Here is a 22,761-nt window from a genome sequence, read left to right as displayed (position 1 = left end):
ACACCGCCGAGGCGGTGTTTTTTTATCTGACAGTTCAGGTGGTTTCAGTCTTTTTAGAAGTTAGCTCTAAATTGAACACCGAACACACGATCAGCATCTCTTGGCACTTGGTAACGGAAGTTATCACCACTGTAAGTTGTGAAGAAGCTTTCGTCTGTTAAGTTTTTACCGATTAATGTCACGCGATATGCATCGTCATCGAATGAGAACGCGACACTGGCATTAAGCAGCTCATAATCGGGCAACAAGTGCGCAGGATTGAACTCACCATTGTTATTCGGCAATGTACCGTATTGCTCGTCAGTATAGACATATGAGGCATTGAACAAGATATCCATATTGTCCATTTCCATCACATAATCGGCAGTCAAGTTGTACTTAAGATCAGGTGAGAAAGGTACATCTAAACCTGAACGGTCCGTACAGGCTGCACCATCTGGACAAAAGAACTCATCAATTTCAGCTTCAACGCTTGCCACACCACCAGAAAGGGTTAAGTTCTCTGTTGCTTGCCACAAGAAATCTAACTCAATACCTTGAGTACTTACGTCACCAGCATTAGTCAAACGCGTAATCGTGACACCCGACGAGTTATCAAAGTTATTCGCTTGGAACCCTTCAATTTCTGTTTTAAAGATAGCCGCATTAATCATTAAGTTACCGACTGCGTATTTGTAGCCAAGCTCGTATGCGTCAGAGGTTTCCTCACCAATTGGCAATGTGTCTTTCTCTGCCATGTTGTAGAAGACGTTAAAACCAGGTCCTTTATAACCTTGAGCATAAGTGGCGTAAACCATACCCATGTCGTCTAAGTCATATTGTGCGCCTAGCTTTATTGAGGTATTGGTTTCAGACGTTTTGCCATCAAAGTTAGTGTTTTCGCTTGCAGGACGAACACCAACACCACGGCGACCATACTGGTCGTTACTGTAACGATTGTGGTCAAACTCTACTTCATCATCGGTATAACGAACGCCGAACAACAAGCGGAAGTCTTCGGTTAAGTGGTAACGGCCGTCGCCAAATACCGCCCAGTTATGAAATTCAGTACGCATGTAGGCAGTTGCGCTAACAATGTCATTGGCTCCACAGGTTATGCCTTCTTGGCTAATGAAGTTTTCAACATCAGATTCACTTGGGTCAACAACACCTAGTTCATTTTCCATGTAGTAGGCAATTTCACTGTTTAGCTGGCCATTGTTATTTTGACAGCTCGCATCACGGGTAAAGTTACGCTCTGAATCTTGTGACCAGAAGAATGCGCCAACTTGCCATTCTAGCGCTTGGCCTACAGGTGATGTCAGTCGCACTTCTTGTGAGAATTGATCCCAGCTTTGTGGGCCTACATCATGTAATTGGAACGGCACACCAAACACAGGCTCAGTCGAATCGCCCGCAATTGACGTAAAGTCACCCTCACGGTATTCGGTATTGTCCCATTCGCGGTAAGCGGTAATTGAGGTAAAGGTATAGTCACCAAAGTCGTGATCAATTTGAAGCGACAACGCTGTTTGCTCATCAATTGTGCGCGATTCAAAGTCGTGATCAACCTTGCGTTGGTCTAAATCCAAATCAGCTTTACCGTTGACGATACCATTACTGTCTGGCGCCGCCTCAGAATCCGGGTTGCGACCGCTAGGTAAACCCTCGATATCTGCACAACAATCGTCATCAGATTTCATACTTTCGAAGATAAACAACATGTTGGTGTTAGGGCTTAATTCAGCGTCCACCATGGCGCGGAAACCTTCTTTGTCGTAGCCATTTACCCATTCATTGTTGTACACGTTATAGATGTTGCCATCGAAGCCTGACTTTGTCGCAACTAAGCTCGCGTTGACGTTGTCAGTAATTGCACCTTGAACTTTTGCTTTTACGCGATATTCATTGTCTTGCAATAGCGTCGCTTCAACCATACCTTCGGTTTCACCAGTTGGACGCTTGGTTGTAATATTCACTACACCAGCAGAGGCATTTTTACCGAATAATGTACCTTGCGGACCACGCAGCACTTCGACACGTTCTAAATCATATAAGTCGGTAAACGCCTGACCTGAACGGCCTAGTACAACACCATCGACCACAGTAGAAACACTTGGCTCGGCAGCTACACTGAATGAAATAGTACCAATACCACGTACGGTAATCGCTGAATTACGTGTAGTTGTACCTTTTCTGAAGCTTACCGATGGCACCATGGTTTGCAGACCTTCAAAGCCTCCTGCAAAGGTGTTATCAATTTGGTCACTGCGCAATACAGATACGGCTACCGGAATTTCCGACAATCGTTCTTGACGCTTTTGTGAAGTCACCGTGATTTTTTCGATGTCGCTTTCATCTGCACCGGTGTCAGCGGCAAGCGCTGGAATGGATGTGCCTGCAAATGACAACGCGGCAGTGACCGCGAGCCATAGCTTGCTCTTTGATGCGTTCATTTCCTTCTCCCTCAATACACTTTTTATTTTTTTAAGTTCGCTCTTTGGCGATTTGTTGCGTGTGAATTACGGCGAAGTTTGCCGCGTACTGCATCCATGACGCTTGTTGTTTGCTCTTATTTGGTGAGCATTATTTATACAACACTGTACTAAGTATATATTTATATTACAACATATATCTTATATAAGACCTAAATCAGTGTTGTGCAAATTTGTATCAAATTATTCTGGTAACACTCTGCTAATACGTCTGTACAAATAAGTTAAAAGCCACTACTCAAAGCTATTGTTATTCATACCATTAAGACCAGATTCATTCATAAACTGGCACATCAAATTGCCCCACTAAAGACGCTATCCAGCATTAACCACCTGCACTTTTACTGGGTTTTGATAACGTGCTTGCCAGCGTTTAATCGTTAGCTTGCATAAAATGACATTGACAATCATGACCACAGTCGCGCTAACACCAAATATTTGCCAGCTTGCCGAAACCACACCTAGTGGCGAGAAGAATAAATAACTAATGATGATGAAAGACACTAACGTTAACGCCACCGGATGCGCGTAGCGCCAAGGCACTAAATCGACTTTTTTCTGATGATGGTAGAGTTGTAATTCTTCAGTCGGCCACCAATGTCCTACGGCAAGCATAATACCCACCTCTACAACGAATAGAATGGCGTAGATGTGGATAAAGTTAATATCAACATCAAGAATGAATTTAAGCAGTGCATAGGCAAGTACGTGGAAAACAATCACGATTTTTGCCGCTATTGCTGGGACACGTTTAGTGAACAAGCCAATAACCACAATGGCAATAACAGGAATGTTATAGAAACCTGTGAATACACGAATAATTTGCCACAACCCTTCTGGTGCAAACATCAATAACGGTGCAACAATGAAAGAGAACAAAGCAATAATCACACTGGCTATTTTCGCCACTTTAATCAGCTGAGCGTCACTCACCTTTTCTTTTTTTAGCGGCGCATAAACGTCTAGACAAAACAGCGTGGCGGCACTGTTCAAAAGCGAATTAAAAGAACTAAACACAGTGCCCAGTAATACCGCTAAAAAGAAACCCGCCAATGAAATAGGTAACACGTCTTTCACTAGTCGAGGATATGCCATATCAATCGTTTCTAGCTCAGCGGTTTGATACAAATGGAAGGCAATAACACCAGGAATCATCATTAAGAATGGAACAAGAAGCTTGAAGTAACCTGACAGCAACACACCTTTTTGCCCTTCAGCTAAATTTTTAGCACCCAGTGTGCGCTGAATCACGTACTGGTTAGTACACCAATAAAATAGATTGGCGAAAATCATACCGGTGAATATGGTACCAAACGGCACAGGATCTGATGGTTTACCAATGGCATTTAGCTTGTCAGTATGCGTTGTTAATACTTGCTCGACACCGGTCAAAAAGCTGCCATTACCTAGCATGATAAAACCCAGTACCGGTACTAGAATACCTATAATCAACAAACCTACACCATTGATGGTGTCCGACACAGCTACCGCCTTAAGGCCGCCAAAAATAGCATATACCGCACCAATACTGCCAACCATAACAATGGTGATAATGAGCGACATTTCATAACTGAGGTTAAGTAGTGTCGGGATATCGAATAGCTTTAATACCGCGACAGAACCGGAGTAGAGCACCGACGGAATGGTGATTAAGCCATAACCCACCATAAAAAGAACAACGGTCATCCGACGAACGTCATCATCAAACCGTTGCTTTAAAAACTCAGGCAATGTGGTAAATGCACCCGATAAATAGCGAGGTAAAAAAACCAAAGCCATCAAAATGGTTGCAATGCCAGCGGTAACTTCCCACGCCATAGCGCTTAAGTTATAGCCAAATGCAGAGCCGTTTAAACCAATAAGCTGCTCCGCAGACAAGTTAGTCAACAGCATAGAGCCCGCGATAAATGTACCTGTTAGGCCTCGGCCTGCTAGAAAATAGCCGTCTTTTGATTCAACAACGCCCTTGGTTTTCTGGTAAGAAATCCAAGCCACCACGCCCATAAAGAATATACAGGTAAGTAAGGTGATAAAGATATCGCCGCCAGCCATCTGAATTAATCCTGCGGCCAGAAATGGTCAATGGATTGTACGGTTTTTCCTTGCTCGGCGAGTGCTTCTGTATGCTCTACCGGAGCCGCCATTGGGATCTTTACACCAGCACGAATAAACACTGCAAACTCATCAAGTGCCAGTGACAAGGTCAAATACTGATTACCGTGATAAATTTGTCCACTTGCTTTTTCAGGTTCAAACCGTTGCCACTCACCTTCTGGTAAATAAACAGAAACATGACCACCAGGCTCAATACAAGGTGCTACTAACATGTCTTCGCCAAACATAAATTGCATTTCAAACGCCCATAATTGAGGCTGGTCTGGAAACGCTAGCACCATGGCGCGCTGCATTGGCAAGCCCGTTAGAGTAGCTTGTTCCATGGTTTGATGAATATATGGCATCAGCTGGTAACGTAGCTTAAGCGCCTTGTTGGCAGCGGCTTCAGCCTCCTCTCCATAGCTCCACGGTTCACGCGGGCCGATACCATGTAAGCGCATATGCGCACTAAACACCGCCACTTGGTTCCAGCGAGCAAACAACTCAGCGTCACGCGTATCTTTGTAGAAGCCGCCAACATCAGTGGCATAGAAAGGAGCGCCAGACAGCCCCCAACTCACGCCACCACGAATACTACCAGCTAAGCCTCCCCAATCGGCTTGAGGGTCGCCGCCCCACTGCGATGGATAGCATTGGGAACCTATCCATGCGGAGCGGCTAAATAGAAATGGGCCTGTCTTGCAGTAACGTTTCGCTGCTTCATAGACACAGCGGTTGTATAGCAAGGTGTAAACATTATGCAGCGCACTGCCCTTCTCACCGTTGCTTGCCTGCATGTTTTCGTCTTCGATTTGCTCGCCAAAATCAGCCTTGATCATGTCAACGCCCATCTCGAACAAGGGTTTGTGGCTGTCGCGCCAAAACGCATACGCTTCTGGGTGAGTAAAGTCGAGAATGCCCGATTTGGGCAGGGGCGTTAACACTTCACCAAAAGCGCTCATATCCCATTCATATTCAAACGCTTGTCCGGTTCGCTTGTCTTTAATCAGCCAGCCTTTTTCAGCCAACTCATGAAACAAAGGGTTCTTCACTGAGATAAGTGGATATTCCCAAACACAGACTTTAAATTGCATCGCTTTTAGCTCAGCAATCACAGCAGCAGGGTCATGATAACGTTTACTGTCCCACTCAAATGCAAACCGTGTTTCTGTGTCCTGCCATGCCCTGCCATCTAAGGTGATGACATCACAAGGCATATTGTTTTCGCGCACTGCTTTAGCCGTAGACAGTAGTTCTTCAACATCTTTGTAGTAAGCTTTCGACAAGATTACGCCCAAGCTCCACTCAGGTGGCATAGGTGCTTTGCCTGTCAACTTGGTATAGCTATTAATAATATCAGCACCGCTTTCTTGAGTAAGAATGAACACATCAAGCGCTGAATCTTCAATAAGAACACCGTAGCCCCGCTGCGACCAAGGCGCATAACCAACGCCATGAGTTACAGGTGCAGGTGTGTGAATAAAAAGACCCCAGCCATTGGGGCTCCAACAAAACGGGGTGTTCTTGTAGGAAATCTCTGCGTTTACACCCAGTGCGTCATGATTAAATGATCGCACTAGCTGACCGCGTTTATCTAATTTGCTCCACTTTTCGCCCAGACCATAAACAGGCTCATCAGCACCTAATTCAAAACTCATAAACCAGCCATCGTCGACTTTAGCTAAAGGAGGCATGCGATAACGTCGAACAAAATGTCCATCCGTTGCACTTTGCTGTACGACGCGCTGCTCGCTTTCACGTTGCTGAACAACTTCAAAACTAAACGGGCTATGGTGGACAACGACCGAGAGATTATTTGCTGATGCAATGGTAACGTTGGCTTTTTGTGAGACTGACAAGGGGTAGTTTTCGGGCATACATTTGAGCATGCCGTAATCAAATTCTATACGCTTGCCCGCTCTCAAACGCACGCCATGATCACTTATCGTCACGGATAGTTCACCGCAAGACGTAGGCACGACAAGGCAGTTGTCTGCAACCACCTTAGGTGCAGCGACAACTTCCGCTGCGGAAATATCATTCCACGCAGGTGCCTGTACAGAAAAATTCGACATAGCTTCCCCAACCCTCTTGTTGTATTCACATTCATGTGATGGCTTGTTTTATCTTGCGTGAGTTATGCCCTGTACGTTGCTTATTAAAAGCGGCTATTGGGCCAATTATTATTTTTTACGCAATACAAGTCTTAGGTCTTATATAAGAATATAAACTACCTAACTATCAACGATTGTCAAATCTAATTTGGTAAATATGTATGATTAATACTACCTATAATGGCTGAAGCCCTCAGATTATCTGGGCTTAGTTTATTCAATAAGAGTGCGAATTATCGAAAAAGCTGCTTCCGTTTTAGCATTTGTATGGTAGGATTTGTCTTATATAAGACTAACAACAACTACAGGCTCGCGGTATCGTTATGGCTGGTACAGATTTCGGCAACAAATTAGGCACTTCTGGTTTAGCATTTCTCCCGCTATACAAACAAGTTGAAAAGCACGTAACCCAGTTGATTGTTGAACAACGCTGGAAACCTGGCGAAATGCTGCCAAGTGAGTTTCAACTCGCCAGCGAGTTTGGTGTTAGCCAAGGTACGGTGAGAAAAGCGCTGAATACACTGACCGATGCCAAAGTACTTAATCGCAAACAAGGGCTTGGTACTTTCGTAGCAGAACATACCGGTACCCCTGCTTTGTACCGTTTCTTTCCTCTTGTTGCGGATGATCACAACCCAGAATTACCTGTCTCAGAAGTTCTGTCGCTGACGATAGAGCAAGCCAGCAAAGACGTCGCGCAGCAACTAGGCATTAAAACGCGCACTAAAGTGGTTTTATTAAAGCGCCGCCGAACATTAAATGGCGAGCACTGCCTACTAGAGGATATTTACCTGCCTTACAAAGAGTTTGCGGGTATCGAGAAAGAGCCCGAAATTCCACATACTTTGTACCACTTCTATCAAACGAACTTTAATCAAACCGTTCACAAAACGGAAGATAAAATAAAAGCGGTGATCGCCAGCAAAGAAGATGCGAAGTTGCTAAGCATCAAGGCAGGTGAACCTTTAATTTGGTTTAGCAGACTCACCAAATCACTTAATGATCAAAACATTGAATACCGCGTAACACGCTGTCGCAGCGATAACTATCACTATCTCGTCAACTTTGATTAAACTAACAATACGCCAGCGCTTGATACATGTGCTGGTGTATATCGTCGCTATCGTCATATGCTCATTATTGTCGATAGAAGTAGGCAGCGAGCTTGTCACTCAATACACCCTTCATGTTCATTATGATGGTACTAGCCATGCTGAACTTGGCGAGGATTTAGGTTTCGGACTGTTACTCGTAATGTGGCTTATTCCTGAACTTATCATAGGCGTAGCTGCGGGAGTCTTTGTCGCAAAACGTCTACTTAACACCTACTACAGTCGCGCAACATAACGTTTCAAAAGCCAAATATAATCAGCCCTCTACTGTCAATACAGGCACAAAAAGCTGCTCCGCAAATCAACTTAACTAAACTTTATAACAACACCAATTGACAAATTTTAACCACAGCTATAACTTATAGTCTTATATAAGATATAAAATGCAAATTTAATAGAGGACGCTATGGCTTTGCAAGAAATGCCTAAAGTAGGCCTTGGCCTATGGAAAATTGCCAAAGAAGATTGTGCACAAACGGTTTATGACGCTATTGTTGCTGGCTACCGCCACTTAGATGGCGCCTGCGACTATGGCAACGAAAAAGAAGTCGGAGAAGGCATTGCCAAAGCCATCAATGACGGTGTTGTTAGTCGTGAAGAGTTATGGGTAACCTCAAAATTGTGGAATACCTTTCATGCGCCTGAGCATGTGCAGCTTGCTGTTGAGAAGTCACTAGAAGATCTTGGGTTGGATTACCTTGATCTCTATCTTATTCACTTCCCAATCGCACAAAAGTTTGTACCGATTGAAACGCGTTATCCACCAGAGTGGTTTTTCGATCCTACTGCTGACGAGCCAAAAATGGAACTTGCCAAAGTGCCGCTTTACCAGACATGGCATGCAATGGAAGCACTAGTTGAAAAGGGCTTGGTTAAGCACATTGGCGTATGTAATTACAACTCTGCCTTGCTTCATGACCTAATGACATACGCCAATGTAAAACCATTTGCATTACAGATTGAATCTCACCCTTACAATACACAAGAAAAGCTGATCGCCACGGCTAAAAATTATGGGCTGAGCGTTACCGCTTTCTCGCCGCTTGGCGCCCTTTCATATTTAGAGCTCGATATGGCCAGTGCAAATGAGTCAGTGCTTGAACAAGCAGTTGTGAAAGCGGCAGCAGAACGCGTAAACAAAACACCTGCACAAGTGGTTTTACGCTGGAACATTCAGCGCGGTTGCTCAATTATTCCAAAGAGTACCAAGCTATCTCGATTAAAAGAAAATCTTGCATTGTTTGACTTCGCGTTGAATGACAGCGAGATGGACGCCATTGCAGCATTAAATGCAGACAAGCGCTTCAACGACCCTGGTGATTTTTGTCAGGCCGCATTTAATACGCTTCACCCCATTTACGACTAGGAGTCACTATGTTGTCACTTACGGACGTTCCACAGCAGTTTAACGCTGGACAATCTGACGTTTTTCCTGCCGTTGTTTTAAATGAGCAAGGGCTCACTGACGTTGAACAATGCCAGCAATGGATTAAAGAAAACCAAACAGCATTAGAAGCTCAACTGAAGGCCTCTGGTGCCATATTGTTCCGCGGTTTTCCTGTTGACTCAGCACAAGCTTTTGATGAGTTTACGGCAAGCTTTGGCTACCCGAACTTTTTGTACAAAGACTCATTGTCGAACGCCGTACGTATCAACTTTACAGAGCGCGTATTCACGGCGAACGAAGCACCAAAAGAAGTTGAAATAAATCTGCACAATGAAATGGCGCAAACGCCTATCTACCCCGATCAGATTTTTTTCTTCTGTTTACACCCTGCTGATGAAGGCGGTGCTAGCCCAATTTTGCGTTGCGACATGTTGTTCGAGGCATTAAGCAAAGCCAATAGTGACGCTGCAAATGCCTTTGCTGATAAAGGCGTAAAGTACACTACGTTGATGCCAGGTGAAGACGATCCTGAATCAGGTCAAGGAAGAAGCTGGAAAAGCACATTGAGCGTAGAAAATGTTGCGCAAGCAGAAGAAAAGTTGCAGCGTTTGGGCTACAGCTGGGTATGGCAAGATGATGGTAGCTTAAAAGCAACCACGGGTGCTTTGCCTGCTGTGCGGACCTTGAGTGATGGTAGAAAAGTGTTTTTTAATCAACTTATTGCAGCGTATTTAGGTTGGAAAGGCGTTAGAGAAAATCACCATAATACATTATGCTTTGGCGATGATACTCAAATTCCCAAAGCGTGGCTTGAGCAGGTCGTTGATCTATCAAACGAGCTAATCTTTGATGTACCTTGGCAAGCGGGCGATGTCGCCATGGTGGATAACAACTTGGCGATGCATGGACGACGTCCCTATGGCGGTACCAGCAAAAGACAAGTGTTAGTCGCGTTGGGAGCAGCAAAAGCAAATAGGACATAGTCGCTATGGCGCAGCTAATTACAACAATAAAAACACTCTTTCCAGGCGCCGTAATCGCTGTCATCACAGGCATGGCAGCTTTGTTTCTGTCCGAACATTATGGCGCACCAGCCATGCTTTTCGCGTTATTGCTCGGTATTGCTATGTCTTTCTTGCATCAAGAAACCACATGTAAGGCCGGCATAGAATTTACCGCGAGTCACATTCTTCGTATTGGCGTTGCGCTACTAGGTTTTCGCATTGCTTTCGACGATTTGTTATCACTTGGCTGGCAGACAGCGCTTCTCCTTATTGTTGCTATTTTTTCCACAATTCTTGTAGGCATCGGGTTAAGCAAAGCCATGGGGTTAACGAAGCGTTTCGGCGCATTAACCGGTGGCTCAGTCGCTATTTGTGGGGCATCCGCTGCAATGGCAATCTCTGCCGTTATGCCAAATTCAGAACACAAAGAACGCGATACCTTACTCACCATTATTGGTGTCACGTCATTGTCGACGATTGCTATGGTGGCATACCCAATTATTGCCAACCTATTTGGCCTCAGTGAATACGATACGAGTATTTTCCTCGGCGGTACAATTCACGATGTCGCACAAGTGGTAGGTGCTGGTTACTCGGTATCAGAACAAACGGGTGATCTGTCCACTTTAGTGAAGTTGGTTCGCGTGAGCTTCTTAATGCCGGTGGTAATGATTATGCTCTTGGTGATCAACGCCAAGTGTAAAACAGACAAAAGCGTGTCAGAGTCACCTGGCTTCCCGCCATTTTTACTGGCATTTATCGCTTTTATGGTGCTCAACTCCGTCATTGACCTGCCCACAATCGTCACAGAAGGTGCTGCGACGTTTAGCCGCTTTGCTTTGATCATCTCTATTGCGGCAATCGGCATGAAATCCAATTTGAGCCAATTAGTGGGTGTCGGCGTAAAACCTATCATCTTAATGGTATTGCAAACGGTATGGATAGCAGGGCTTATCCTCATAGCATTGCTGTGTATGTAACTGCCCTCAATTTGATATGACAACGGAAAATGTAGAACAGTACGACGTAATAATTATTGGCGGTGGCGTCAACGGTACAGGCATAGCTGCCGATGCCGCAAGCCGTGGGTTAAGCGTTTATCTTTGTGAACAAAACGACTTAGCGTCTGCAACAAGTTCAAACAGCAGCAAGCTTATACATGGCGGCCTGCGCTATCTAGAGCATTACGAATTTAAGCTAGTGCAACAAGCGTTAAAAGAGCGCGAAGTGCTGCTTAAAAATGCGCCCCACATTATGCACCCGTTGCGCTTTATATTACCGCATCAAAAACACTTACGGCCCGCATGGATGATACGTTCGGGTCTTTTTCTATACGACAATTTGAGTAAGCGAAAAACCTTATCTCGCTCGCAAGCCGTGCGTTTTACTGAGTATTCACCACTGGTCAGTTCTATTAAAAAAGGGTTTGAATATTCTGATGGTTGGGTCGATGACGCTAGGCTGGTTGTGCTTAATGCCATGTTAGCCAAAGAGCATAATGCAGTTATTGAGAACTATACAAAATGCACTCATGCACAGCGTGAAGATGAAGGCTGGCGTGTTGAAGTCACGAATACTAGAGACATTGACACTAGCGGAACTAGAACTATTCAAGGCAAAGCCTTAATCAATGCAGCTGGTCCCTGGGTATCATCTTTGTTTGACAACATTGATAACTTAAAAGCGCCACAGCAAATTAGGCTAGTAAAAGGCAGCCACATTGTTGTACCACGTATTCATGACCAATCTGACGCCTATATACTTCAAAATGCCGATGGTCGTATTGTATTTGTTTTACCCTATGAAACGGATTTTTCTCTTGTCGGTACAACCGATGTAGAGCATACGGGTAAACCTGAAACAGTCGCCATTGATGACCAAGAAATAGAATACCTACTACAAACCAGCAACGACTACTTTAAACACAAAATCCGTCGAGAAGATATTGTACATAGTTATTCAGGCGTTCGTCCGTTATTGGACGATGAGTCAGTTGATGCGCAGAAAGTCACGCGTGACTACACTATTGAGATAAATTGGGATAACGATAAAGCACCATTACTCTCAGTCTTCGGAGGGAAAATTACCACCTATCGCAAACTTAGCGAAAAACTGGTGGACGAACTCGCGCCACGCTTCCCAACCATGAACCCTTGTCAAACCAGCACTTTGCCACTGCCAGGTGGCGATTTTGGCGAGCGAGAAACATTGTCAAAAAGCATAGCTACGCTTTACCCTTATCTACCGCATAGTTTGATAGCGCGTTACGTTCGCAGCTATGGTACAAAAACACTGGCGTTGTTGGGTGATGTTTGCAGCCTTGAAGGTATGGGGACAACATTTGGTGCAGACCTTTACCAGCGTGAAGTTGACTACCTAATCGATAATGAATGGGCTAAAACTGATAGTGATATATTGTGGCGTCGCAGTAAGTTAGGGCTTCGGTTATCTGGGTCGCAACAAGACACATTAAAAGCCTATTTAGCGACTAAGGTTCACTCGGAATAACCTTTGGATAAAAAGCTTACTAGGCAAAATCCGACTTAATAAGTCCGAAGCATTTCAAATCATGAAATGCGTCTTTCCAATAACCCGCTTGTCGACGAAGCCCCTCTTCTTTAAAACCAAGCTTTAACAACACCTTCTCAGAGCCTACATTGCCGGGAATAGTATCTGCTTGAATTCGGTTAAGCTCCCCACAAGGAAGCGCCCCTTCAAATGCTAGCGCTAAAATCGGATGAAGTACTTCAGTCACCAATCCTTTGCCCCAGTATTGCGACATTAAGTCATAGCCAATTGGGCTACTTTTCATTGCAGTATTCCAGCCATTAAAACCACAGGTACCAATAAGCTCACCAGTGTCTTTGAATCGTATCGCCCAACGAATACCGATATTGTCTTCATAACGCTTTACAAAGAAGTTAATCAATTTTTCTGCTTGCGCTAACTCAGTAAAGGCAGCTAAGTCATAATACTCAACTACTTTAGGGTCAGAGAATAAAGTGAAAATAGCGGGTGCATCCTCCTTTGTTAATGCATTTAACATTAATCGAGGCGTATCTATTTCAGGAAATTCCATTTCAATTCCGATCGAAGTATAACCTCGCTAATGTCGCATAAAATCCATAAATTTCAAACACAAAAAAAGGACTACAAATGTAGTCCTTTCAAATACCTTAACGCGACTTAATTGCGCAGGGTAATCATGCTAATTCTAGGCGGAAGCGCTGAGCATACAAGTGTATGTGAGCACTTCCAACAACGAAATAGCACGATTAAACAAGCAATTAACAGCGTTCGAATACTGTTGCGATACCTTGTCCTAACCCAATACACATGGTTGCTAGACCTAGGTTCACATCTTGACCTTCCATCAAGTTGATTAGCGTTGTCGAGATACGTGAACCTGAACAACCTAATGGGTGACCTAATGCAATGGCACCACCGTTAAGGTTGATCATGTCATCCATCTTGTCTTCTAAGCCAAGTGCACGCACACATGAAAGTGCTTGTGCTGCGAACGCTTCGTTAAACTCAGCTAGTTCGATATCTTCTAGTGACAAGCCTGCACGCTTTAATGCTTTCTTGGTCGCTGGTACTGGACCGTAGCCCATTGTTGATGGATCGCAACCAGCGACACCAATACCACGGATTTTAGCGCGTGGCGTTAAGCCAAGCTCTTTCGCTTTGTCCGCTGACATAACAAGCATTGCTGATGCACCATCTGATAATGCAGATGATGTACCCGCTGTTACAGTACCGTTTACAGGGTCAAACACAGGGCGAAGACCAGCTAATGATTCTGCTGTTGTTTCTGGACGAATTACTTCATCATGCTCAATCATGGTCAATGCGCCAGTTGCATCGTGACCTGCTGTTGCAACGATTTCATTTGCCCAGCGGCCTTCAAGCGTTGCTGCATGTGCGCGTTGATGCGAGCGTGCACCGAATGCATCTTGTTGCTCACGAGTAACACCGTGTTGCATACCAAGTAACTCAGCAGTTAAGCCCATGTTACCTGCTGCACGAGAAATGTATTTGCTAAGTGCAGGGTCAAAATCTACATCGTACATCATAGGTACATGACCCATGTGCTCAACACCACCAATCATAAACACGTCACCTTGACCTGCCATGATGTTAGTTGTTGCGTCATGCAATGCTTGCATTGATGAACCACATAGACGGTTTACCGTCACAGCACCTGTAGACTTTGGAATGTCCGTTAACAATTGCGCGTTGCGAGCAATGTTAAAGCCTTGTTCTTTAGTTTGCTTAACGTTACCCCAGATAATGTCTTCAATGAGCGCAGGATCTAAGTTTGGGTTACGTACAAGTAGTTGTTGCATCAAATGTGCAGATAAGGCTTCGGCACGTACATTACGGAAAACACCAGCCTTAGAGCGACCCATTGGGGTACGAATACAATCGACAATTACGACTTCTTTCATTTTTCTTTCCTCGGCTTAAGCAGTTTTCACGTCGGTAGTGTAGTAAGACTTGCCTGAAGCAGCCATCTCACGCATACCGTCTGTTACTTGGTAAATTTCACCTAAATGCGCAAATTTGTCTGCCATTTCGATGAAGTTAGCGATACCCACAGTTTCTAGGTAGCGAATTGGACCACCACGGAACGGAGGGAAACCTAAGCCATAAATTAAGCCCATATCTGCTTCAGCAGCCGTATCAACAATGCCTTCTTCTAAACAGCGAACCACTTCGTTCACCATTGGAATCATCAGACGAGCGATAATTTCATCTTTATCGAAATCTTTGTGCTCAGCATTACCGATTAGCTCGTAAGCAGTCTCGCTTGGCGCTTTCGTTGGACGACCACGCTTGTCTTTGCCGTAGTCATAGAAGCCTTTGCCATTCTTCTGACCAAAACGTTCATTGCCGTATAAAGCACTTACCGGATCGTTTTCAATCTTCTGCATGCGCGTTGGGAAGCCAGCAGACATAACACCTGTACAGTGATCGGCAGTGTCGATACCAACAACGTCAAGTAAGTAGGCAGGACCCATAGGCCAGCCAAATACTTTTTCCATCACTTTATCAACAGCGGTGAAGTCAGCACCTTCTTTAACTAAGTGACTGAAGCCTGCAAAGTAAGGAAACAATACGCGGTTAACGTAGAAACCTGGGCAATCGTTAACAACGATAGGTGATTTACCCATTTTCGCTGCGTATGCAACAACCGCTGCGACCGTTTCGTCAGACGTTTCTTTACCACGAATTACTTCCACTAATGGCATTTTGTGCACAGGGTTAAAGAAGTGCATGCCACAGAACTTGTCTTTGCGCTTAACGCTTTCAGCAAGTAGGTCGATTGAAATCGTTGACGTGTTAGAGGTGATAATTGCATTTTCGCCTGCAATTTCTTCTACTTCCGCTAGCACCATGCCTTTCACTTTAGGGTTCTCAACAACCGCTTCAACCACTACATCAACGCCTTTAACGTTGTCGTAGCTTAATGTTGGTGTGATGTTGTTTAACACGCCCGCCATTTTCTTCGCGTTCATGCGACCGCGTTCAACTTGCTTAGTCAACAAACCAGCTGCCGTCGTTAAACCTAAGTCTAACGCTGCATCAGCAATGTCTTTCATGACAATTGGTGTGCCTTTGTATGCTGATTGGTAAGCGATACCGCCACCCATGATACCAGCACCCAAAACTGCTGCTTTGTTCACTGGGCTTGCAAGTTTACCGGCTTTCTTCGCTTTGCCTTTGATCACTTGATCAGACATGAAGATACCGATTTGTGCAATCGCTGCATCAGTTTTTGCTAGCTTAGCAAAACCTTGGTTTTCTAATGCCATCGCACCAGCACGATCTAAACCTGCTGCCGCTTCAATGGTATTCACTGTCACCATTGGTGCTGGGTAATGTTTACCCGCTTTAGCAGCAATCATGCCCTTACATGTGTTGAAGGTCATAATGGTTTCAGTTGGCGAAAGTTTTAATGCTTCTAGTTTAGGCTGACGTTTTGCTTTCCAATCTAACTTGCCTTCAATCGCTTGTTTAAGCATTGAAAGTGCTGCGTCGCGTAAGTTTTCTGGTGCAACCACGGCATCAACAACACCAACCGCCATCGCCGCTTCTGCTTTGTGAGGCTTGCCCGTAGACATCCACTCAATAGCGTTGTCAGCACCAATAATACGTGGCAAACGCACTGTGCCACCAAAACCTGGCATTAAACCAAGCTTCACTTCAGGTAGACCAATCGATGCTGTAGTGTCAGCAACACGGTAGTCACATGCTAGTGTCATTTCACAACCGCCACCTAATGCAAAACCATTAATAGCTGCGATAGTTGGTAGTTCTAAATCTTCAAATGAGTCAAACACATCAGACGCAGATTTCACCCAAGGGACTAAGGCTTCTTCTGGTTGCTTGAATGTTTCTAGGAATTCTGTGATGTCGGCACCAACGATGAATGCTGGTTTGCCAGAAGTAACGATAACGCCTTTTGCGTCGCTACAATTTTTAATCGCGTCTACGACTGCGCGATATTCTTCAAACGTTGCCTGATCGAACTTGTTTACTGAACCTTCGGCATCGAATTTAAACTCGACAATACCGTCAGCAAGTAACTCGGCAGAAAGGCTTTTGCCTTGAAATAACATGCCTGATCTCCTTCACCTCAACGGGGTGCTTGTTGAACTAATTTTTATAACGAAGTTGTTATGTATAGTAATAGTAGTCGACTGAGTTTGCCTTGAAAGAATTGTAAAATCAAATTTTTTAAACAGGCGTTTAAATTGAGCGTTTACCTGTACGCTGAAATCGTAAAGCTTGGCTTTAAAGGTTTTGAAAAGAAGGGAAAGACCACCCAAAAACAGATGTGAATGGCCTGTTGTGTTAGCGGTATTAGTTGTTAGCAATAAATTTTGCTATTTCCACGTAGACTTGGTCGCATTCATCTTTAACCAAGTCATGCAACAACATAAAGGCATGAATCATATCATCCAGCTGGTGATGACAGACAGAGACCTGATTATCTCTCAGCTGTTGAACGTATAACCTGCCTTCGTCTCTTAACGGGTCGCAGCCCGCCGTAAATACCAAAGATTGTGGCAATTGTTGGCTAAATCGCCCAAACATTGGAGAAGCTAATCTTCGGATACTATCGTCAGGTTGGTTTTGGAAGTATTGGTCAAAGTACCAATCAACTTTTTCTTTTTCTAATAAAAAGCCGTTGCCATTTTCCAGCACTGACGGACAGCTCATCGTGTAATCGACACTCGGGTAAATCAGCACTTGCTTGTCTATCTTCACCCCATCTGACGCTTGGTTGTTCATCGCAAGCGTTGTACAAATTGCGCCGCCAGCACTATCGCCAACAATGATTAATTCGCCATTGCTTTTCATATCTTCAATAACGGATTGATAATGCTCGAGCGCATACTGACAATCATCAATACCTGCCGGGTACGGGTGCTCAGGCGCTAGTCGATAATCTACCGCAATGACAATCGCACCACTTTGCATAGCTAGCCGACGACAGATAGGGTCATATAAATCTATACTGCCGCACATATGGCCGCCACCGTGGTAATGGAGGATAACCGGTAAGGAATTTTCTGGTGTAGGATTATAAACTCGAACAGAAATAGGATTTTCCGCGCGGTGTAATACCCTATCTTCAACCAACGCAACAGCAACGCTCTCTGACATAAACTGCGACAGCTTTTCTAGATTTTCACGCGTAGTGTCTACTTCGTAAGGCAAATTAAGCCGCTTCATTTCGGCAATTGCATTGTTTACCGGTTCTAAAAAAGGAACTAGTTTTTCCGATACCGTACCACGCATAATTAGCCCTCCTTGGCAGGTTGCGTTTCAGGCAACAAAAAGCTGCCAATGAAAAACGTTAAACTCAAAATGCTGATCATCAGCAATGACGTAGTGTAATCACCTTGATTGTTATCAACTAGCCAGCCAAATACCCACAAGATAATGGTCGACGCTAAGTAACTTATTGACCAGAAAAGACTAAAAACAACAGTAACTCGCTCGCCTGTCATATTGGGTAATTCGTGCGGAATGGAAACCAGCGCCGTAATGGGAAAAAAGATAAAAAAACCGAGTACGATTGCGGATAGTGTCTGCAACCAAACAGACGATGCGAAAGAGAGCCCCAACAAGCTAATTGTCATCGTCAAGCCTGACCAACGAATGACCGGAATGCGTTGCAGTATTTTTTTGCTATACACAATGCCAGCCAAGGTGCCGACGATACCAAAACCTATCACCCACTTACTTTGGCTGATCCCGGCTTTCGGGTAAAAGGTAAATAAGCAAATATAAAAAGCGAGTAAGCCAGAATACGTAAAGGCATAAACCCAATTGAATTTGTCTTTAAGCCCCTCGGCGTAGCTATAACTGGTTTGAGATGAGTCAGCGACAGTCTTTTGTTCAAATCCGTCAAATTTAACCAGCAACCATGCTAAAGCCAGTAAAATGCTAGACAAAGAAAATACTGTCAAACTCATTTGCCAACCGCCGGTGAGCGCGTTGATATCAGCCATTAACCACAAGACAATGGCGGTACCCACATTAAATGCGACTGCATTTAAGCCATTAATGACAGGTCGTTCATGTGGTTCGAACCAGTGCATAACAATAGGGTTGAAGTAGACAATCATAAACGCCCCCCCTAACCCCATTAAAAATCGGGTTAGTAGCAACACTTCATAATTTGGTGAATAAGGTGTAAATAGCCCTAAAGCAATAAGCAAACTGGCAATAAAAAACGCCATTTTCACGCCAAATTTAACCGCTAACCAAGCGGCGCTGAATGTGCCTACAATTTTAGCGAATGTCACCGCGCCACTAATAAAGCTTGCCGATGCTAAGCTGTCTATGTTCATCGACTCCATGATTTGGGTCATGCTAGCCGTACCGCCCACCCATGCCATGGCGAAAAGTACATAACTAAGAAAAACAAGAACTTCCACTAAGTATTTGTTAGTTATTTTCATAGATGGTAGTTTAAAACTCATGCAAATTTAACGATAAGGTTATCGCAAGGTAATCGAAAAATAAGTACTACCTTAGTGCACTACCACAACCGCATTGACGTGGTAAGCTCAGGAAGAAAATGCGACATCATCAAATAAATAAGGAAGCGAGTTGTTACTCTGGCAGTCATTAGATACATGGCTAATCACCTTTATTTCCATCGCCTATCTATCATTACTTTTCGTCATTGCCTATTGGGGACAAAAGCATAGTCACTGGGCACAAAAACCTTGGGTATTCAGTTTAGCGTTAGGTGTTAGCTGCACGTCTTGGGCATTCTACGGCACGGTAGGTCAAGCAGCTCATACAGGCGAATGGCTCGCCCCTATCTACATTGGTTCTATTCTCTGCCTTGTCGTTGCATGGCCAATGCTGATGCGCATCTTGTCCATCATCAAACAGCAAAACTTAACCTCTATTGCCGACTTTATTGCCTGTCGCTATGACAGATCGCCGCAGATCGCTGCCATGGTGACCTTAGTGGCGCTAATCGGCACTATTCCTTATATCGCGCTACAATTAAGGGCGATTAGTACCAGCTTCGACTTACTCACGGGTACCTTTGAAATTGGCATCAGTACAGCTTTTATTGTCACCCTCGTCCTTATTGCATTTAGTATCCTGTTTGGAACGCGCCATATCTCGGTCAGTAAGCAAAACCCTGGGCTAGTGTTAGCCATAGCCTTTAGTTCAGTGATTAAAATTGTCGCGTTAAGTGCGGTGGGTATTTTCGCGACTTTCTTTATCTTTGATGGCTTTGGCGACCTGGCAGAGCAACAAGCAAATTTACCTGAACTGCCTGTTGGCAATACGATTTATCTGTCGGTGGCACAAGCGGTACTTGGGGCAATTACCATTTTCATTCTGCCGCAACAGTTCCATATGATGATGATTGAGAATCATCAAACCAAAGGGCCAAGTGCCGTAAGGTGGCAATTCCCTCTGTATTTAATTGCCATCAATATCTTTGTGTTACCTATCGCTATCGCTGGGCAAGTAACGTTTCCTGGTGGCAGTATAAACCCAGACACATTCGTGCTGAGCCTGCCTTTGTTTCATCAACAAGCATGGTTAGGTGTTTTCGCTTACGTCGGCGGATTAGCGGCAGCAACAAGCATGGTGGTGGTGGCTGCCATCGTGCTCAGCACTATGATTTCAACCGAAATATTAACGCCCACCATCCTCAAGTTCCGGCTATTTAAAACAAAAGAAGCACCGCAATTATCAGGCTTTTTCATTTTACTCAGACGTATCGCAATCGCCGTTATTCTCTTTCTTGCTTTCGCGTTTGAACGCTTGATTGATCAGCAAAATCACCTTGCCAGTATCGGCTTAATGTCGTTTGTACTTCTCTCTCAATTTGCACCTGCCATTATCGGCGCGCTTTATTGGCGAAGAGCAACAACAAAAGCTGCGGTTATTGGTTTAACGGTTGGCGGTCTTGTGTGGCTATACACCTTGATGTTGCCATTACTATTCTCAACCGCAGACTGGGTGAATCATGGCCCTTGGCACATTAGCTGGCTAACACCAACGGCGCTATTCGGTATCACTGAACTGGATAAAATTAGTCATGGAGTGTTTTTCAGCTTAACGGCTAACCTACTGTGTTATATCGCTTTCACCCTACTTTCCAATCAAACTATTGGCGAGAAGCTGCAAGCAGAGCTTTTCGTGGGGAAAAAACAAAGCCAGCTAGAACGTCACCTTTCTACAAAAGATTTATACAACCTGCTGCAGCGTTTCATTAACACCCAAGCTGCAGACGAACTGCTTGATTACGCGCAAAAACACAATATTAACCGTCAACAAAATAGTGAAGCACTGGTTGAATACACACGCCTGCAACTTTCTGGTGTCCTTGGCTCTGCATCGACACGCATGGTGATGCGCGCAGCCACCACACCGCAAGATGTCAAACTAGAAGACGTTGCCAGCATTGTCGATGAAGCCAGCCAAATGTTTGAGTTCAACCGTGAACTGCTGCAATCCGGTGTAGAGAATATTGAACAAGGCATCAGCGTTGTCGATGCTGATATGCGACTTGTCGCTTGGAACCAGCGCTATATAGAGCTTTTGGGTTATCCCGAAGACATGGTTATCGCAGGCATCCCCATTAAGGCGCTGATAAGTTACAACATCGAACGCGGTATCATTACTGGTGAGGATAAAGAAAAGCTTCTATCTAAACGCATAGCACACATGCGCGCAGGGCGAAGCCACTATGCTAAACGAACAATGCCAAATGGCGTGGTGTTAGAAATTAGAGGACAAGCCATGCCAGGCGGCGGCTTTGTTAGTACCTATTCAGACATTACTGATCACATCAAAGCAGAACAAGCGCTGCAACTTGCCAACGAAACATTAGAAAAGCGCGTCCAACAACGCACACAAGAACTGCAAACTGCAACCGCAGCAGCAGAATCGGCAAACTCCAGTAAGACACGCTTTCTCGCAGCGGCAAGTCACGATTTAATGCAGCCATTTAATGCCTTGTCTTTATTTACCGACATGCTGAAAAAGAAGGTACAAGATGATGAGCTTCAAACTATCGCTAATCATATCGACGACTCGCTTAACGTGGTTGAGGCCTTACTGTCAGATTTAGTAGAAATATCCCGCTTAGATGGGTGTTCAGAGCAGCCAGAAGTCACAGTATTTCCTATCGCTGAGCTACTATCGCCGCTGAGTAACGAATTCATTGCGTTGGCTGAACAAGAAGACATTAAGTTGTCTATGGTACCTAGCCAGTGCTATGTAAACACCAGCAAAAGACACTTACGACGAATCCTGCAAAACTTCTTATCCAATGCCGTGCATTATTGCAACGACAGTAAAAATAGAGCCAGCCATTCTGCTAAAATTGTCTGTGGCGTTAGACGACTAAAGCATACTATCCGTCTTGAGGTCTGGGACAACGGTCCCGGCATTCCAGAAAATAAACAGCAGCAAATATTTCATGAATTCGAGCGTTTAGAACAAACACGCGAAGTACCTGGGTTAGGCTTAGGGCTTGCCATTTCCGACCGCATTGCAAAACTCCTTGGACTGACCATTTCAGTGCGCTCAACAGTGGGTAAAGGCACGTGTTTTAGTGTGGAAGTGCCAATAGCGGCTAAACCGGCTCAACCATCAAAAGAATTGCCAACGCCAGAATCAAAAGGTCAGGAAGGCTTTAATATCAACGTACTTGTTATTGATAACGAGCCGCTGATGCTAACAGCGATCAAAACTCAGTTGGAAGAATGGGGTTGTCACGTTATTGCGGCGACAGACGCGAGTGAAGTCAATAATGAATTGGCAAATACACCTGTTCAACCTGACCTCATTATTGCCGACTACCATTTAGATGAAGGGCAAAACGGTGTCGATTTAGTACAAGCGTTATTGCACGAAAAGCAGTGGCATATTCCCTGTGTTATTTGCTCCGCGGATCCATCAGAACAAGTTAGGCAACACACCAGCAACGCAAACTTTCAGTTCCTTAGAAAGCCAGTAAAATCCTTGGCATTGCGCCGATTGATTAAGCAAATGATTGATTAAACACATGACCGG

At 44.5% G+C, this 22,761-nt stretch carries 15 protein-coding genes; 7 read left to right on the top strand and 8 right to left on the bottom strand.

Annotated features, from left to right (window positions below; genetic code table 11):
* Window positions 1-53: 53 nt before the first annotated feature.
* The 3 genes from ACFSJY_RS15155 to ACFSJY_RS15145 all read right to left on the bottom strand — a co-directional run bounded on the left by ACFSJY_RS15155 (window position 54) and on the right by ACFSJY_RS15145 (window position 6,643).
* A complete protein-coding gene (locus ACFSJY_RS15155; RefSeq protein WP_386036024.1) occupies window positions 54-2,435 on the bottom strand; it encodes a TonB-dependent receptor in 2,382 nt (793 codons plus the stop codon).
* A gap of 354 nt (window positions 2,436-2,789) precedes the next feature.
* Window positions 2,790-4,526 (bottom strand): solute:sodium symporter family transporter, encoded by a 1,737-nt coding sequence (locus tag ACFSJY_RS15150; protein WP_386036021.1) that lies wholly within the window; start codon window positions 4,524-4,526, stop codon window positions 2,790-2,792.
* A gap of 5 nt (window positions 4,527-4,531) precedes the next feature.
* Window positions 4,532-6,643 (bottom strand): glycoside hydrolase family 31 protein, encoded by a 2,112-nt coding sequence (locus tag ACFSJY_RS15145; RefSeq protein WP_386036018.1) that lies wholly within the window; start codon window positions 6,641-6,643, stop codon window positions 4,532-4,534.
* A gap of 362 nt (window positions 6,644-7,005) precedes the next feature.
* Here ACFSJY_RS15145 and ACFSJY_RS15140 point away from each other — a divergent pair, with 362 nt between their 5' ends.
* From ACFSJY_RS15140 to glpD, 6 genes are all read left to right on the top strand, one after another.
* Window positions 7,006-7,755 carry a GntR family transcriptional regulator gene (locus ACFSJY_RS15140; RefSeq protein ID WP_386036015.1) on the top strand — a complete coding sequence of 250 codons (750 nt, stop codon included), beginning with the start codon at window positions 7,006-7,008 and terminating at the stop codon, window positions 7,753-7,755.
* Window positions 7,748-8,029, top strand: coding sequence for a hypothetical protein (locus tag ACFSJY_RS15135; RefSeq protein WP_386036012.1), 282 nt, complete (start codon window positions 7,748-7,750; stop codon window positions 8,027-8,029). The genes ACFSJY_RS15140 and ACFSJY_RS15135 overlap by 8 nt, the downstream gene beginning before the upstream one ends.
* A 171-nt stretch (window positions 8,030-8,200) precedes the next feature.
* Window positions 8,201-9,160: an aldo/keto reductase gene (locus ACFSJY_RS15130; RefSeq protein WP_386036009.1), complete on the top strand. Its 960-nt coding sequence runs from the start codon at window positions 8,201-8,203 to the stop codon at window positions 9,158-9,160.
* An 8-nt stretch (window positions 9,161-9,168) separates the two neighbouring features.
* Entirely contained in the window at window positions 9,169-10,164 is a 996-nt protein-coding gene (locus ACFSJY_RS15125) for a TauD/TfdA family dioxygenase (protein ID WP_386036006.1), read from the top strand.
* Window positions 10,165-10,169: 5 nt separating this feature from the next.
* On the top strand, window positions 10,170-11,165 hold the full coding sequence (locus ACFSJY_RS15120) for a YeiH family protein (protein WP_386036003.1): 996 nt from the start codon (window positions 10,170-10,172) through the stop codon (window positions 11,163-11,165).
* A 16-nt stretch (window positions 11,166-11,181) separates the two neighbouring features.
* A complete protein-coding gene (gene glpD, locus ACFSJY_RS15115) occupies window positions 11,182-12,693 on the top strand; it encodes a glycerol-3-phosphate dehydrogenase (RefSeq protein WP_386036000.1) in 1,512 nt (503 codons plus the stop codon).
* 19 nt (window positions 12,694-12,712) lie between these two features.
* Here the strand turns inward: glpD and ACFSJY_RS15110 are convergent, their stop codons facing one another.
* From ACFSJY_RS15110 to ACFSJY_RS15090, 5 genes are all read right to left on the bottom strand, one after another.
* The gene (locus ACFSJY_RS15110; RefSeq protein ID WP_386035997.1) at window positions 12,713-13,264 is read right to left on the bottom strand and encodes a GNAT family N-acetyltransferase; all 552 of its coding nucleotides are present in this window, start codon (window positions 13,262-13,264) and stop codon (window positions 12,713-12,715) included.
* A 208-nt stretch (window positions 13,265-13,472) separates the two neighbouring features.
* Entirely contained in the window at window positions 13,473-14,636 is a 1,164-nt protein-coding gene (gene fadA / locus ACFSJY_RS15105; protein WP_386035995.1) for an acetyl-CoA C-acyltransferase FadA, read from the bottom strand.
* A gap of 15 nt (window positions 14,637-14,651) precedes the next feature.
* Window positions 14,652-16,811 (bottom strand): fatty acid oxidation complex subunit alpha FadB, encoded by a 2,160-nt coding sequence (gene fadB, locus ACFSJY_RS15100; protein WP_386035992.1) that lies wholly within the window; start codon window positions 16,809-16,811, stop codon window positions 14,652-14,654.
* A 244-nt stretch (window positions 16,812-17,055) separates the two neighbouring features.
* Window positions 17,056-17,997 carry an alpha/beta hydrolase gene (locus tag ACFSJY_RS15095; RefSeq protein WP_386035989.1) on the bottom strand — a complete coding sequence of 314 codons (942 nt, stop codon included), beginning with the start codon at window positions 17,995-17,997 and terminating at the stop codon, window positions 17,056-17,058.
* A 2-nt stretch (window positions 17,998-17,999) separates the two neighbouring features.
* A complete protein-coding gene (locus tag ACFSJY_RS15090) occupies window positions 18,000-19,166 on the bottom strand; it encodes an MFS transporter (RefSeq protein ID WP_386035986.1) in 1,167 nt (388 codons plus the stop codon).
* A 151-nt stretch (window positions 19,167-19,317) separates the two neighbouring features.
* Between ACFSJY_RS15090 and ACFSJY_RS15085 the strand changes: the two genes are divergently transcribed.
* Window positions 19,318-22,749 carry a hybrid sensor histidine kinase/response regulator gene (locus ACFSJY_RS15085; protein ID WP_386035982.1) on the top strand — a complete coding sequence of 1,144 codons (3,432 nt, stop codon included), beginning with the start codon at window positions 19,318-19,320 and terminating at the stop codon, window positions 22,747-22,749.
* Window positions 22,750-22,761: the final 12 nt, after the last annotated feature.

It is taken from the genome of Thalassotalea euphylliae (assembly GCF_042682785.1).
Lineage (GTDB): Bacteria > Pseudomonadota > Gammaproteobacteria > Enterobacterales > Alteromonadaceae > Thalassotalea_F > Thalassotalea_F euphylliae.
Note: the sequence above shows the minus strand (reverse complement) of the source record. Positions and strands in the feature narration are given on the sequence as shown.